At 69.1% G+C, this 14455-nt stretch carries 12 protein-coding genes and 1 pseudogene; 6 read left to right on the forward strand and 7 right to left on the reverse strand.

All coding sequences use genetic code 11. From position 1 onward, the window contains the following. Positions 1-26: 26 nt before the first annotated feature. Positions 27-1055 (reverse strand): GlxA family transcriptional regulator, encoded by a 1029-nt coding sequence (locus tag RALTA_RS19845; RefSeq protein WP_012355689.1) that lies wholly within the window; start codon positions 1053-1055, stop codon positions 27-29. On the opposite strand from RALTA_RS19845, the gene RALTA_RS30340 reads away from it, so the two are divergent. Beyond that, positions 1054-1338, forward strand: a complete 285-nt coding sequence (locus RALTA_RS30340) for a hypothetical protein (RefSeq protein WP_157877198.1) — start codon at positions 1054-1056, stop codon at positions 1336-1338. The genes RALTA_RS19845 and RALTA_RS30340 overlap by 2 nt on opposite strands. A 61-nt stretch (positions 1339-1399) precedes the next feature. Beyond that, positions 1400-2452, forward strand: a complete 1053-nt coding sequence (locus RALTA_RS19850) for a LysR family transcriptional regulator (protein WP_407637540.1) — start codon at positions 1400-1402, stop codon at positions 2450-2452. A gap of 34 nt (positions 2453-2486) precedes the next feature. Here RALTA_RS19850 and RALTA_RS19855 read toward each other — a convergent pair whose 3' ends face one another. After that, positions 2487-4463 (reverse strand): aconitase family protein, encoded by a 1977-nt coding sequence (locus RALTA_RS19855; protein ID WP_157877200.1) that lies wholly within the window; start codon positions 4461-4463, stop codon positions 2487-2489. A gap of 195 nt (positions 4464-4658) precedes the next feature. Here RALTA_RS19855 and RALTA_RS19860 point away from each other — a divergent pair, with 195 nt between their 5' ends. Further along, positions 4659-5570 carry a LysR family transcriptional regulator gene (locus RALTA_RS19860; RefSeq protein WP_012355693.1) on the forward strand — a complete coding sequence of 304 codons (912 nt, stop codon included), beginning with the start codon at positions 4659-4661 and terminating at the stop codon, positions 5568-5570. 117 nt (positions 5571-5687) lie between these two features. After that, the gene (locus tag RALTA_RS19865; RefSeq protein WP_025581680.1) at positions 5688-6674 is read left to right on the forward strand and encodes a Bug family tripartite tricarboxylate transporter substrate binding protein; all 987 of its coding nucleotides are present in this window, start codon (positions 5688-5690) and stop codon (positions 6672-6674) included. A gap of 45 nt (positions 6675-6719) precedes the next feature. Here the strand turns inward: RALTA_RS19865 and RALTA_RS19870 are convergent, their stop codons facing one another. Next, positions 6720-7655: a LysR substrate-binding domain-containing protein gene (locus tag RALTA_RS19870; RefSeq protein WP_012355695.1), complete on the reverse strand. Its 936-nt coding sequence runs from the start codon at positions 7653-7655 to the stop codon at positions 6720-6722. A 131-nt stretch (positions 7656-7786) separates the two neighbouring features. Here RALTA_RS19870 and RALTA_RS19875 point away from each other — a divergent pair, with 131 nt between their 5' ends. After that, positions 7787-11356: an indolepyruvate ferredoxin oxidoreductase family protein gene (locus tag RALTA_RS19875; RefSeq protein ID WP_012355696.1), complete on the forward strand. Its 3570-nt coding sequence runs from the start codon at positions 7787-7789 to the stop codon at positions 11354-11356. 7 nt (positions 11357-11363) lie between these two features. Then, positions 11364-11510: pseudogene (locus RALTA_RS30810) on the forward strand (MFS transporter); the annotation flags it as partial. Here the strand turns inward: RALTA_RS30810 and RALTA_RS19880 are convergent. Genes RALTA_RS19880 through RALTA_RS19895 form a run of 4 tightly spaced genes read right to left on the reverse strand, consistent with a single transcriptional unit; the run spans position 11506 to position 14363 of the window. Next, positions 11506-12477: an NADP-dependent oxidoreductase gene (locus tag RALTA_RS19880; RefSeq protein ID WP_041232495.1), complete on the reverse strand. Its 972-nt coding sequence runs from the start codon at positions 12475-12477 to the stop codon at positions 11506-11508. The pseudogene RALTA_RS30810 and the gene RALTA_RS19880 sit on opposite strands and share 5 nt — an antisense overlap. Before the next feature lie 17 nt (positions 12478-12494). Continuing rightward, positions 12495-13373 (reverse strand): SDR family NAD(P)-dependent oxidoreductase, encoded by an 879-nt coding sequence (locus RALTA_RS19885; RefSeq protein WP_012355698.1) that lies wholly within the window; start codon positions 13371-13373, stop codon positions 12495-12497. Then, entirely contained in the window at positions 13370-14029 is a 660-nt protein-coding gene (locus RALTA_RS19890) for a Dabb family protein (protein WP_041232496.1), read from the reverse strand. Before RALTA_RS19890 ends, RALTA_RS19885 begins: the two co-directional genes overlap by 4 nt. Further along, entirely contained in the window at positions 14019-14363 is a 345-nt protein-coding gene (locus RALTA_RS19895) for a hypothetical protein (protein ID WP_041232497.1), read from the reverse strand. Before RALTA_RS19895 ends, RALTA_RS19890 begins: the two co-directional genes overlap by 11 nt. Between the last annotated feature and the right edge of the window lie 92 nt (positions 14364-14455).

The following is a 14455-nucleotide window of genomic DNA, read 5'->3' on the forward strand; positions in this document are numbered from 1 at the left end:
CGCGTGGCCGGGCGGACCACGCGCCGTCAGCCGATGACCCCGGCGCGGTACGCGCTGGGCGAGACGCCCAGGTGGCGCTGGAAGGCCAGGCGCAACCGTTCCTCGCTGCCGAAGCCACATTGCCTGGCGATCTGGTCGACCGGCCGGTGCGGGTCCTGCAGCAGCCGCCGCGCGGCTTCCAGCCGGAAATGCTCCACCCCCTTGGCCGGCGTGCGGCCGGTCTGCTGCTTGTACACCCGTGCAAAGTTGCGCGGGCTCATGCCGGCCTGCTCGGCAAGCTGCTCCACCGACAGGGTCTCCCGCGACAGGTTCTCGACGATCCAGAGATGAAGGGCCTCGAACAACGGCACCTGCCGGCTCTGCGTCAGCAGCATTTCGCTGAGCTGGGGCTGGCCCCCGGGGCGCTTGATGAACACCGCCAGTTCCCGCGCCGCGCTCAGCGAGATGTCGTGGCCATAGTCCGCTTCGACCAGCGCCAGCGCCATGTCGATGCCGGTGGTCACACCGGCCGAGGTCCAGATCCGATCCTGGCGCACGAAGATGGCGTCCTGGTCCAGCGTGACCGCGGGAAAGCGCGCGCGGAACGCCGCATGCATGGCCCAGTGGGTAGCCGCGCGCTTGCCGTCGAGCAGGCCCGCCTGCGCCAGCAGGAAGGCGCCGCTGCAGACCGAGGCGACGCGGGGCACCTGGACGGCGGCCTGCCGCAGCCAGGCGACCAGGGACGCGGCGCTGTCCAGCAGCGTGATCATCTCGGGCGCGCCGGGCAGGACGATGGTGTCGATGCGCCGCAGGTCGATGGCATCAAGCGGCAAAGTATCCACGGACGTGCCTTCGGCCGAGGCGGTCAGGCCGCCATGCTCGCTGGCCAGGTAAATGCGGTAGCCGGCCAGGCCGCGTTCGCGCGCGTAGCGCGACGCCGCCCAGAACGCGGTTTGCGGCCCGGTGAGGTCAAGCACGCTCATGCCGGGAAAGGCGACGAACAGCAGGCCCCGCGGGTGGTGGTCGAACGGCAGGGCAGAGTCGTGTGCGGCGGGCGCAGATGCGGAACGGGCCATGGCAAGGATCGCGAAAGTCGGTCGATGTTATGCCAGGCGCGCGATCCGCGGCAAGGCGCGACGGCCGCTGTCGCGGCGCGTGCGACGCCTGCGCCACGAAGCGGCTGCGGCCTGGGTCTGGCGCATCGCCATGTCTGCATTGTTGCGTGCTGCAGCGGCCGGCTGGCAGAAATCGAGGGGCATCTGGCATTTACCCGGCCCGTGGCGGCTCAGTAAGATCCCGGCATGGTCATGCGCCGCGCAGCGTGGACCCGAACCCTGGCATTGCGCCGAAAGGCATTGACATGGACATCGTCGTTCCCGATCTCCGTCCGGCGTCCCCCGCCAGGCGCGCCGGCCCGGACATGGGCAGATCCGGCCAGTTGCAACGGGGGCAGCAGCACGGCCGGCGCGAGGGCGTGCCCGACCGCGCCCCCGACCGCGCCGACGGCTTGTCCGCCAGCTTCGCAGCCAGCTATGCCGGCATCATCGCCTTCATGGCGGTGGCCACCGAAGGCAGCTTCTCCAGGGCGGGCGAGCGGCTCGGCATCGGCCGCTCCGCGGTCAGCCGCAATGTGCAGAAGCTGGAAACGCAACTGAGCACACGGCTGTTCCTGCGCACCACGCGTTCCACCCGGCTGACGCGCGAGGGCGAGCGCTTCTTCGAGAACTGCCACCAGGGCGTGGCGCAAATCGTCGAAGCCATGAACGACATGCTCGCGCTGCGCCAGGGGCCGCCCCGCGGCCTGCTGCGCATCAGCGCGGCCACCGGCTTCGGGCGCAAGGTGGTGGCACCGCTGCTGACGCGGTTCTCGGCGGCCTATCCGGAGATCTCGCTTGACCTGCTGCTGGACGACCGCCCGCTGGACTTCGCGGCGGAGAAGATCGACGTGGCGTTCCGCAACGGGCGTATCGAGGATTCCAGCACCATCGCCAGGCAACTGATCCCGATGCAGATGGCGGTGTGCGCGTCGCCGGCGTATGCCGCGCGGCACGGCTTGCCGCTGACGCTGGACGATCTTGTCCGGCATCAATGCATCCATACCCGGGTCGGCGGCGCGCGCGTGCTGGAATGGGAGTTCAAGGTGGACGGCCACCTGCGCAAGCTGCTGCCTGCCGGCAGGCTGACCTTCAACGATCCGGATCTGGTGCTCGCGGCGGTGCTGGACGGGCTGGGCCTGGCGCAGATGGCAGGCTATCAGGTGTGCGAGCCGATCGCCCGCGGCGCGCTGGTCACCGCGCTGGGCCGGCATGCGCCGGACGATCGCGGCCATTATCTCTGCTACCTGAGCCGGCAGCACCTGCCGTCGCGCATCCGCGTGTTCGTCGACTTCATGACGGACGCGATCCGGTCGCAGAACCTGCACTGCCTGGCGGACTTCGGCATGGACTATGCGAAGGCGGGTCCGGGTGGCTGATGCCGGCAGCGGTGCCGGCGCATCAGGCTGATGCCTACGCCGCGCCATCGCGGTAGCGCCGCTGGAGCTCCTCGAACGACACCAGTTCCCCGCATATCGCACTGGCCGCCACCGTTAGCGGGCTCGCCAGCCAGACCTGCCCCGGACCCGAGCGCCCGGGAAAGTTGCGGTTGATCGAGCTGACCGTTACCTGCTCCGGCCGCTCCGACGACCCCGGGCCGCAGTTGGCGCAGGCTCCGCACGACGGCTGGAGGATGCGCGCACCGATGGCCTGGAACGTCTCCATGTAGCCCTGGCGGATGCAATAGTCGCGCACATCGGTGGTACCGAACTGCAGGTAGAGCGTGACCTGCGGCGCAAGGCGCAGGCCGCGCTGCACGGCCCAGTGCAGCACCTCGTGGTACCGGTCGAAGTCCTCGCGCTTGCCGGCCGTGCAGGAGCCACCGTAGGCAATGTCCACGGCCACCCGCTGTGTCAGTGCGGCGAGCGGCATGCCGTTGCCCGGATCGCCGGGGCGGGCCACCATGGGTTCGAGCGTGCCGCAGTCGATGTCGAGGGTGGCGCCGAACGCGGCGCCGTCGTCGCTGCGCATCCAGGGCTCGATCTCGAAATCGATGCCGCGCCGTTCCTTCAGGAAGCGCACGGTCTCGGCATCGGGCGCAACGATGCCGGTGAAGCCTCCCAGCTCGGCGCACATATTGGTCAGCGTGGCGCGCTCGTCGATCGACATCGCGCCGACCACCGGTCCGGTGAACTCGAACACCTTGCCGACGCCGGCCCCGGCCTTGATGTCGGCCCGGGCCAGCAGGTGCAGCACCACGTCCTTGGCCGTGACGCCCGGTGCCAGCACGCCGTGCAGGCGCACCAGCAGGCATTGCGGCAGCGTCATGCGCACCGCGCCGGTGACGAAGGCATTGGCCATGTCGGTGGTGCCGACGCCGAACGCCACGCAGCCCAGCGCGCCGCTGTGCGGGGTGTGGGAATCGGTGCCGACCACGACTTGCCCGGGCAGCGCATAGCGCTCGGCCATCATGGCGTGCGAGATGCCGGCCGCACGCGCGACCGCGGCGCCGCGGGACTCGTCCTCGGTCAGCGTGCGATGGCACCGGAGCTGGTAGTCGCGCACGAAGTCGCGTTGCGCCGCGCACATGCGGGCGACGTTGTCGACCAGCCCGCCGCGCACGTGGGCCGGGCTTTCGCTGACATAGGAGGTGTGGTCCTCGAACACCACGATGCGGTCCGCATCCCTGAGCTGCAGCGGCTTGCCGAACGCCGCGTGCAGCATGTGGGCGCACATGCCGGTGTAGTACTCATGGATAAAGCGCCAGTCGGCCCGCACAAAAATGCCGTCGCCCGCGACCGGGCGCTCCGGCGTCACCGGCGTTGCGAGCAGATGGCGTTCCACGATTTTCTCGAACAGGGTCTGTGGGCCGCTGGCGTGGCCGGAGGGCGCGGGTTCGACGTTGCTCAGGTACGCCTGGCCGAACCTGAGCAGGCCGCCATGCCGCAGGATGGCGGCGGCAATGGCGTCGCGTCCGGTTACCAGCTTGTCGGCGTCGATCGACTCGCCTTGCTCCAGCCGGCTGAGCAGGCTGAAGTCGGTAGAGGTGAACAGGCCGATGTTGTCGGCATTCTGGCGATAGATGCGCTCGAAGCTGCGGGCGATGACCAGGCGGATGCCGGCCAGCTTCTCCGCCGCCGGACTATGCTCGCGCGACGAGCCCTTGCCGTAGCGGTTGCCGGCGACGGTCACGGCGAAGCCGCCATCGCGGATCGCGCCGGGCGGGACCGGGCACACACCTTCGACCTTGTAGCCGGTATAGGGAAAGCGGCCGAGCGCGTCGTCATAGTGCGTCAGGATCGGCACCGGCGTGATCTCGTCCGTGGAAACGTCGTCGCGCAGCGCGCCGGCGGTGGCCAGCGTCATCCGCTGGCCCTGCAGTTGTGCCGTCATGGCCGACGCGGAATCGGCGAGGAACAGGATGCGGGCCGTGGCCGCGATGGCGCTCATGCAGGTCTCCGATGGCATTTCGGCGGGACTCTACCGCCATGGCGCGCGCTCGCGAAGCGCTGATGCGGCATCGCGGCTATCTGCGCCAGACATATCAGGGTAAACCCATGGGTCATGCGCTGGGGTCACGCGCAGGGTGCGCGCCAAGGTTAGTATCGGGCGACATTCCGGCCTGCCCATACGGGCGACTGACCCATGCACCGCATCGATCCCGTCAACATCCAGCTGTTCCTGGCCGCGGCCCGCGAAGGCTCGATCAAGCGCGCCGCCGAAACCGAGCATATTGCCCAGTCGGCGCTGAGCCGGCGCATCGCGGAGCTGGAACGCAGCCTGGGAGTGGTGCTGTTCGTGCGCTCGCCCGCCGGCGTGGTGCTGACCGATGCCGGCGCCCGCGCGCTGGAACTGGGGCGCAAGCTGAACGAGGACATCGCCAGCTTTGCGCGCGAGGTGCAGGACCTGGGCGACCGGGTCGCCGGCGTGGTGCGGGTGTCGGCCAGCCCGTCGGCGATCATCGGCTTCCTGCCAGAGCGCCTGCATGCGTTCAAGGCGGCGCATCCGCTGGTCGAGATCGCGCTGTACGAGCGCTCGACGGCGGAAACGCTACGTGCCTGCCTCGATGACCGCGCCGACGTCGGCATCGGCGTCGCGGCCAAGACGCCGGGCGGGCTGGAATCGTGGGCCTTTGGCAGCGATCCGCTCAATGTGGTGGTGCCCTCGTCGCATGCGCTGGCCCGGCGCAAGCGTATGCGCTATGCCGAGGTACTGGAGCATCCGCTGGTGGTGGTGCAGCCGGGCGGCGCGCTCGACCAGGACCTGCGCGAGCAGGCGGCCAACCTGCGGCTGCCGTTCAACCAGGGCGTGGCGGTCTCCAGTTTCGAAGCGGCCTGCCGCATGGTGGAGGCGGGACTGGGCATCGCCGTGCTGCCGGCCAGTGCCGGCGCTGCCTATGCCGGAACGCGGCGCTTTGTGCGCGTGCCGCTGGATGAACCGTGGCGCCAGCGCCAGTTGCGCATCTATGCGCCATACAAGCAGCCGCGGCTGCGGGCGATTGCCGCGATGATCGAGGCGCTGCAGCCAAAGGCGGGAACCGACGCTATGCCGGGCTGAGATACCCGGTCCAGCGGATTAGCACTCGGCCACCGCGGCGTCGCAACCCTACACTCCGTGCCAAAGTCACCGTCCACGGTGCAATTCACGGTCGATTCGACCCCACGGAGACAAACCATGCAGACCTCGCTGTTTCGACAGGCGTGCAAGGCGCTTGCGGCCCTGACCACGCTGGCAATGCTTGGCGGCCAGGCCGTTCCTGCCCATGCGCAGGACGGCAAGCCGCTCAGGCTGATCGTGCCGACCCAGCCCGGCTCACAGGCCGATGCCGTGGCCCGCGCGCTGAGCCAGCCGCTGGGCAAGCAGCTGGGCCAGTCGGTGGTGGTCGAGAATATCGCCGGTGCCGGCGGCGTGCCGGGCACCCAGCAAATCGTGCGCGCGCCAAAAGACGGCTCGACGCTGGGTCTGATCTCGTCGAATCACGTCATCAATCCGTTTATCTACAAGAACCTGCCGTATGACGCGCTGCAGGACATCACGCCGATCACCGTGATCGGCACGTTGCCGCTGGTGCTGGTGGTCAATCCCGCGGTAAGCGCGCACAACACCCGGGAACTGCTCGCGCTGCTGAAGTCGAAGCCGGGCGAACTGAACTACGGCTCGTCCGGCAACGGCACGGTGCTGCACCTGGCCGGCCAGCTCCTGGCCAGCGAGGCCAGGGTGGACATCCGCCACGTGCCTTACAAGGGCGCCGGCAACTACACCACCGACCTGGTCGGCGGCCAGGTGCAGATGGGCTTCCTCACCGTGCAGGCGGTGCTGCCGCTGATCAAGGCGGGCAAGCTGCGGGCCATCGCCGTGTCCACCGCGCAGCGGGTGCCGGCGCTGCCCGAGGTGCCAACGCTGGCGGAATCGGGTGTGCCGCGCTACAGCTTCGATGCGTGGCTGGCGATCGTCGGACCCGCGGGCATGCCGAAGCCGGGTGTGCAGGACCTGCAGGCGAAAATCCAGGCCACGCTGCGCGAACGCGAGGTGCAGGAGCAACTGTCCGCGCAAGGGCTGGTGGTGACGGGCACCGGCGCCGACGCGGCTGTGCCGTTCTTCAGGAACGAACTGGACAAGCATGCGCGCATCGTCAAGCAGGCTGGCGCCACGCTGAACTAAAGGCTCCGGGCCGGGGCAAGCCGGCCCGCCTAACGCTTGCGCGCTTCAGCTGCCGCAAGCGTGGATCAGGAATTCGCGCAGCGCATCGGCCGGCTTGCCCAGCTTGCGTCCGGGCTGCCACAGCATGCCAACCTCCATGTCGGGCACCGCATTGGCAATCGGCCGGGCTTCGATCTGCCTGCCTTCCAGCGACCAGGGCCGATACACCATGTCGGACAGCACGGTGACGCCGAAGCCATGCGCCACCAGACCGCGCAGCGCTTCCATCGAGCCGGTGCGGAAGGCGATGTTGGGGGCGAGCCGGTGGCTGCGCCAGTAGCGCAGGGTAGATTCCTCGGCCTCGTCGACGGTAATGAGCAGATACGGATACGCCGCGATATCGCGCAGCGAAGGCCGCTCCACTTCCAGCAGCGGGTGGCTGGCCGAGGTCCATAGCTGGCGCCGCGACCGCATCAGCGTATGGCGCTGGAAGCGCTGGGGCTTTTCCAGGTTGGACAGCAGCGCGATGCCGAACTCGATCTCCCCCGCCAGCACGGCGCGCTCGATGTCGGGGCGGTCCATGTCCAGCAGGTCCAGTTCGATATCCGGATAGTTGGTGCGGAAGCGCGCCAGCAATCCCGGCAGGAAATAGCCCAGCACGGTGTAGGACGCCGCCAGCCGCACGCTGCCCTGCAGCCCGTGCACCTGGAAACGCGGCTCACGCAGCGCATCCTCGACCGAATCCAGGATCTGGCGCGCGTGCTGGAAGAACAGGTGGCCCTCGGCCGTCAGCGTCACGCCGTGCGGACGGCGCTCGAACAGGCGCACGCCAAGGCGCTGTTCCAGCGCCAGCACGGCGTTGGTGACGGCGGACTGCGACACGTGCTCGGCGGTCGCCGCCATCGAGAATTGCCCGGTTTCCGCCGCCGCGACGAAATACCGGAACTGCCGCAGCGTGACTTCCTTGGCCAGTCTTTCCGAGCCTTCGCGTGCCTTGAACATGGTGTCTCCTAGGTATCCGTTTTCCAGATATCAGGTGTGGGAATTGATGATTTTACGATGACCGCGGCGGTTTCTACACTGCTCCGGACAGCAAAAAAAGCACCCAGAACAAAGCACCGGAGACCCACATCGTGAATGCACCGCTCAATCCCGCCTTGCTCGAAGCCCTGGCCAGCGCGAGCCTGGACGACAAGTACACCCTGGAGAAGGGCCGCGTCTACCTGAGCGGCGTGCAGGCGCTGGTGCGCCTGCCGATGCTGCAGAAGGCGCGCGACCGCGCCGCCGGGCTCAACACCGCCGGCTTTATCTCGGGCTACCGCGGCTCGCCGCTGGGCGGCGTGGACCAGGCACTGTGGAAGGCCAAGCAGCATCTCGCGGCCAGCGATGTGGTGTTCCAGCCCGGCGTCAACGAAGACCTTGCCGCCACCGCGGTATGGGGCAGCCAGCAGGTCAACCTGTTCCCCGGCGCGAAGCGCGACGGCGTGTTCTCGATGTGGTATGGCAAGGGGCCGGGCGTCGACCGCTCCATCGACGTGCTCAAGCACGCCAATTCGGCCGGCTCGTCGCGCCATGGCGGCGTGCTGCTGCTGGCCGGCGACGATCATGCCGCCAAGTCCTCCACTGTGGCCCACCAGTCCGAGCACGTGCTGCAGGCGGCGGGCATTCCGGTGCTGTATCCCGCCAACGTGCAGGAATACCTGGACTACGGCCTGCATGGCTGGGCCATGAGCCGCTACTCGGGCCTGTGGGTGGCGATGAAGTGCGTCACCGACGTGGTCGAGTCGACCGCCTCGGTCGAGATCGACCCGGACCGCGTGCAGGTGGTGCTGCCGCAGGACTTTGCCATGCCGGCGGGCGGCCTGAATATCCGCTGGCCCGATTCCCCGCTGGAGCAGGAAGCGCGGCTGCTGGACCACAAGTGGTATGCGGCGCTGGCCTACGTGCGTGCCAACCGGCTGAACCGCGTGGTGCTCGATTCGCCCAATGCGCGCTTCGGCATCATGACCGCCGGCAAGGCATACCTGGACGTGCGCCAGGCGCTGGCCGACCTGGGGCTGGATGACGACACCTGCGCCCGCATCGGCATTCGCGTCTACAAGGTAGGCTGCGTGTGGCCGCTGGAGGCGCACGGGGCCCGTGAATTCGCCACCGGCCTGGAAGAAATCCTGGTGGTGGAAGAGAAGCGCCAGATCCTGGAATACGCGCTCAAGGAAGAGCTGTACAACTGGCGCGAAGATGTGCGGCCCAAGGTGTTCGGCAAGTTCGACCAGCGCGGCAACGACGGCGGCGAATGGTCCGTGCCGCGCGGCGACTGGCTGCTGCCGGCGCACTACGAGCTGTCGCCGGCGCTGATCGCCAAGGCGATCGCCCGGCGGCTGGAGCGCTTCGACCTGCCCGACGAGGTGCGCGCGCGCATTGCCGCGCGCGTGGCGCTGATCGAGGCCAAGGAGCGCGAAGCGGCGCAGCCGCGCATCGCGGTGGAGCGCAAGCCGTGGTTCTGCTCGGGCTGCCCGCACAACACCTCGACCCGTGTGCCGGAAGGCTCGCGCGCGCTGGCCGGCATTGGCTGCCACTACATGACCTTGTGGATGGACCGCAATACCGAAACCTTCAGCCAGATGGGCGGCGAAGGGGTGGCGTGGACCGGGCAGATGCACTTCACCGACGACAAGCACGTGTTCGCCAACCTGGGCGACGGCACGTACTTCCACTCCGGGCTGCTGGCGATCCGCGCGTCGATCGCGGCCCGGGCCAACATCACCTACAAGATCCTGTTCAACGACGCGGTGGCGATGACCGGCGGGCAGCCCATCGACGGCGTGCTGACCGTGCCGCAGATCGCCCAGCAGGTCTTGGCCGAGGGCGCGAAGAAGCTGGTGGTGGTCACCGATGAGCCCGCCAAGTACGGCGATGGCGCGATGCTGCCGTCCGGCGTGGCGGTGCTCCATCGCGACCAGCTCGATGCCGTGCAGCTGGAGCTGCGCGACACCGAAGGCGTCACCATCCTGATCTACGACCAGACCTGCGCCACCGAGAAGCGCCGCCGCCGCAAGCGCGGCACGTATCCGGACCCGGCCAAGCGCGCCTTTATCAACGACGCGGTCTGCGAAGGCTGCGGCGACTGCTCGGCCAAGTCCAACTGCCTGTCAGTGGAGCCGCTGGAAACCGAGCTGGGCACCAAGCGCCGGATCAACCAGTCGTCGTGCAACAAGGACTTCTCCTGCGTCAATGGCTTCTGCCCCAGTTTCGTCACGGCCGAGGGCGCGCAGGTGCGCAAGCCCGCGGCCGCGGCTGGCAAGGGCAGCGGCGCCGACTTCGCGGCGCTGCCGCAGCCGCGGCTACCTGCGCTGGAGCGGCCGTACGGCGTGCTGGTCACCGGCGTCGGCGGCACCGGCGTGGTCACCATCGGCGGGCTGCTGGGCATGGCCTCGCACCTGGAGCGCAAGGGCGTGACCGTGCTCGACATGGCCGGCCTGGCGCAGAAGGGCGGGGCGGTGATCAGCCACGTGCAGATCGCGCCGGCCCCGGAACACCTGCACGCGACCCGCATTGCCACTGGCGAGGCGCGCCTGGTGATCGGCGGCGACGCCATCGTCTCGGCCTCGGCCGAAGTGCTGTCCAAGGTCCGGCACGGTCTGACCGCCGCCGTGGTCAACAGCGCGAACACCCCAACCGCGGAGTTCATCAAGAACCCGAAATGGAAGTTCCCCGGTGCCAGCGCCGAGCAGGACCTGCGCGCCAGCGTGGGCGAGGCCTGCGCCTTCTTCGACGCCAGCGCCTGGGCGGTGACCCTGCTGGCCGACGCCATCTACTCCAACCCGCTGCTGCTGGGCTATGCCTGGCAGAAGGGCTGGATCCCGCTGCAGCACGCCAGCCTGGTGCGCGCGATCGAGCTCAACGGCGTGTCGGTCGAGAAGAACCGCCTCGCCTTCGAATGGGGCCGTTACCTCGCCCACCACGGCGAGGCCGCGGTGAGGGCGCTGTTGCCGAATGCGCCGGCCGCCGCCAGCGCGCAGGTGGTGGCGATGCCGCAGACGCTCGACTCGCTGATCCGCAAGCGCGAGGCGATGCTGGCCGATTACCAGAACGCCGCCTACGCGGCGCGCTACCGCGACGCCGTCGCGCGCATCCGCGCCGCGGAGCAGCAGCTGGGCATCGACCGCAAGCTGCCGCTGACCGAGTCCGTGGCCCGCAACCTGGCCAAGCTGATGGCCTACAAGGACGAGTACGAGGTGGCGCGCCTGTACACCGATCCCGCCTTCCTCGACAAGCTGCGCGCGCAGTTCGAAGGCGAGCCCGGCCGCGACTACCAGCTCAGTTTCTGGCTGGCACCGCCGCTGCTGGCCAAGGCCGACGACAAGGGCCGGCTGCTCAAGCGCCGCTTCGGCCCGCGCACCATGACGGCATTCCGCCTGCTGGCGCGCCTGAAGGGCTTGCGTGGCACCGCGCTTGACGTGTTCGGCAAGACTGCGGAACGGCGCGCGGAACGTGCGCTGGTCAGCGACTACCTGGCGCTGGTCGAAGAGTTCGCCGCCTCGCTGAGCGCGGACAACATCGACACCGCGCTGGCCCTGGCGGCACTCCCGGACGATATCCGCGGCTACGGCCACGTCAAGGAGGCCAGCATGGCGGCAGCGGCGATGCGGCGCGAGGCGTTGCTGGCGCAGTATCGGGGCGCGGCGCGCCGGGATGCGGCCTGAGGGGCGGCCCGAGGTCCGTCATCGCGGCATCTCGATCGCGGTGCAGGTCTCGGGTGCGATCGGCGGCGGCCTGGCGCCCGTCGTCGCCACATCGCTGGTGAACCATGGCGGCGGCGACCCTTCGTACATCGTGTGGTACCTGGGCGCTCTCAGCAGACCTGCAGCACCAGTTTGCTGGCCGCCTGGCCGGACCGTACCAGCTCGAGCGCTTGCGCGGCCTGTTCCAGCGGCAGGCATTCGATGCGTGGTGGCCGCAAACGGCCGCTGTGCAGCAGTGCGGCGATTTCGGCCAGCCGCGCGCCGCTTGGCATCTTGCTGAACGCGATGGCGGTGCGTACGCCGCGCCGCGCGGCCTCGGCGGGATCGGGGCCGTGGTCGCCGCTGGCCAAGGTCAGGATGGCTACGAGGGTGCCGCCGGGCCTGAGCAGGTCCAGCCCCATCGGCAGGGTGCCGCATCCCACCGCGTCCAGCACCAGGTCGACGCCGGCCGGCGCCCAGGCCCGCACCGCGGCACCGATATCGCTTGCCCGGTAATCGATGGCCAGGTCGCAGCCAAGCGCCATCAGCGCGTCGCGGCGGGCCGCGCTGCAGGTGGCGGCGACGGTGGCGCCGGCGGCCCTTGCCAGCTGCACGGCGAACGTGCCGACCGCGCCCGCGCCGCCGTGCACCAGCACGGTCTGGCCCGGGCGTAGTGCGCCATCATCGAACAGTCCGGTCCAGGCCGCCAGCGCCGGGGTCGGCACCGCCGCGGCTTCGGCGAATCCGACGTTGTCCGGAATCGGCACCACGCAATCCTGGCCCACGGCTACGTATTCCGCATACGATCCCCACTGGCCGGCGCCGACCCCGGTCTGCGCGAACACCCGCTGTCCGCGCACAAAGCCCGTGACGCCAGCGCCGACCGCGGCCACTACGCCGCTGGCATCGAAGCCGAGCACAAAGGGAAAGGTGGCTTGCATGAAGGCGCTCAGATAACCCTCGCGGCATTTCCAGTCGGCGGGATTCACGCCGGCGCAGGCGACGCGGATCAGCACTTCGCCGGCTGCCGGCGCTGGCGTTGCGACCTGACCAAGCCGGATGACCTCGGGCCCGCCGTGACGGTCGATCAGCACCGCGCGCATGTTCTCTTGCATGAGGCTTACCTCGCTGACAGTTGGGGCTGGCCCAGCGCCGGATGCGCCCAGGCCGGGATGACGGGCGGCGGCAGCACGCCCTTGCCATCGAGCGTGCGGACTTCCAGTCCATGCGCAAGGGGGAAGTGCAAGCTATGGGCGATCCGGCCGGTGTGCCGTCGTGCCGGCGCGCTGCATAGCGCCAGCGCGGTTTCCACCAGGTATTCGACGGGCTCGGTGGGATAGCCGTCGGGGATATAGCGCTCGCTGCCCGGCGTGAGGATCGCGGTGCTTGGCGCCACGGAGTTGACGGCGATTCCATCGGCCTCCAGTTCCGCGGCCAGGCCTTCGGTGAACCGGTTGATGGCCGCCTTGACGGCAGCGTAGGCGGTGACGCCGCCGGAGCGGTCAAAGTCCTGGTAGGGTCGCGCCGGCGACAGTGCCGTGACCGAGCCCAGGTTCAGGATCCAGCCCGCGCCGCGCGCACGCATCAGTGGTATCGCGGCGCGGCTCAGCACGAACGGGATGCGCAGGTAGTGGTCCACCGTCCGTTCGAAGGTGTCCAGCGGCATCGTTTCGATGAGGCCGTATTCGGCCAGGCCGGCGTTGTTGACCAGGATGTCGAGCCCACCAGCGGCCTCGGCGGCCCGCAACACAAGATGGTCGCGCTGCGCGGGATCCTCCAGATCCGCCGCCAGCGCCATAGCGCGGCCGCCTTGCTGCGTGATCAGCGCCACGGTCTCGGCCAACGTGCCAGGATCGTCCCCGGAGTTGCCGATGCGCCGTGCGCTGGCCACCACCAGGGCGCCTTCCGCAGCGAAGCGCTGCGCGATGGCACGACCGATGCCGCGGCTGGCGCCGGTCACCAGAGCGATCTTTCCTGCCAGTGTTCCGTGTGCGGTCATGATGCGCTTTCCTCCTTAAGGTTGTGGCTGGCAATCAGGCTGGTCGCAAGCGGGCAGAAGGCATGGCAGATCGCCTCGACCGTCCATTCCGGAAACTCCGGGTCGAACCAGCGGTCGACCCGTCCCCAATGGAACGGGTGCATCAGGTATTCGCCTAGCAGGTCGTCCGCGCTGGCGAATTCCTGTTGCCAGACATGGGTCCATGTGGCCGGCGACGACACGCGGGCCAGCCGCCAGTTGCGGATCGCGGGCATGTACGTCGGCATCCGCAGCAGATCGTGCTCCAGCGCGCGGACGTGCCAGGGCGGCGCTTCAGGGCGGACCCGGAACATCAGCGTGCGCCAGACGCCGTCACGCAGCTGCGGAGCGCGCGTGCCGCCCGCGATCGCGCGATAGGCGATGTGATCGGCCGTTGCGATGCCATCCAGCGCCGCGGCGAGGCCGGCGGCATCGGCCTGTGCGGCGGACGAGTCGGTTTCGATTTGCAGATCGAGCGTGTAGTCGCCGGCGCCCCAGCTTCCCGCCAGGTTGCGGCCGAGCGCCACCCGGTGCAGGCCGGGCAGCCTTTCAACGCGGTCGAGCAGGGCTGGCCCGGGGTCGGGCATCCCATCGCAAATGCCGGCGTGCAGGCGCAGTTGCGCAGTCTCAAGGCGCATGGCAATGCTCCTTCGGCTGCGGCAGCGCGGGTGTCGCGGCGGCCATCACATGGCGCCGGCGGGATTCGCACAGGGAGTCTACCGTCGACCAGAAAGCGAGGGCAGGGCCATCAATGCCAGCGCGCATGGCGTAATAGGCTGGCGCATCCGGCACTTGCCACAGCAGCCACAACGTATTGGGCGAATCTGGCAGCGCCAGGGGTGGCGACACCCACCGATGCAGCAGCGTCAGGCCCCTGGCGGCGCTGCCGGGCAGGTAGCGGGATTCCAGCAGGTCAAGCACATCGGGTAGCTGGCCCGGCGCGAGCACGATTTCATCGAGTACGTGGATCATGGCTGTGTGGGTTCTCTCATGGGTTGTCCCGTATAGGCATGGCGTTGCGCGCATGGCAACCTCCATGGCCGCCGGGACGATTATGGAAGGCC

This window comes from Cupriavidus taiwanensis LMG 19424, from assembly GCF_000069785.1.
Taxonomy (GTDB): Bacteria; Pseudomonadota; Gammaproteobacteria; order Burkholderiales; family Burkholderiaceae; genus Cupriavidus; species Cupriavidus taiwanensis.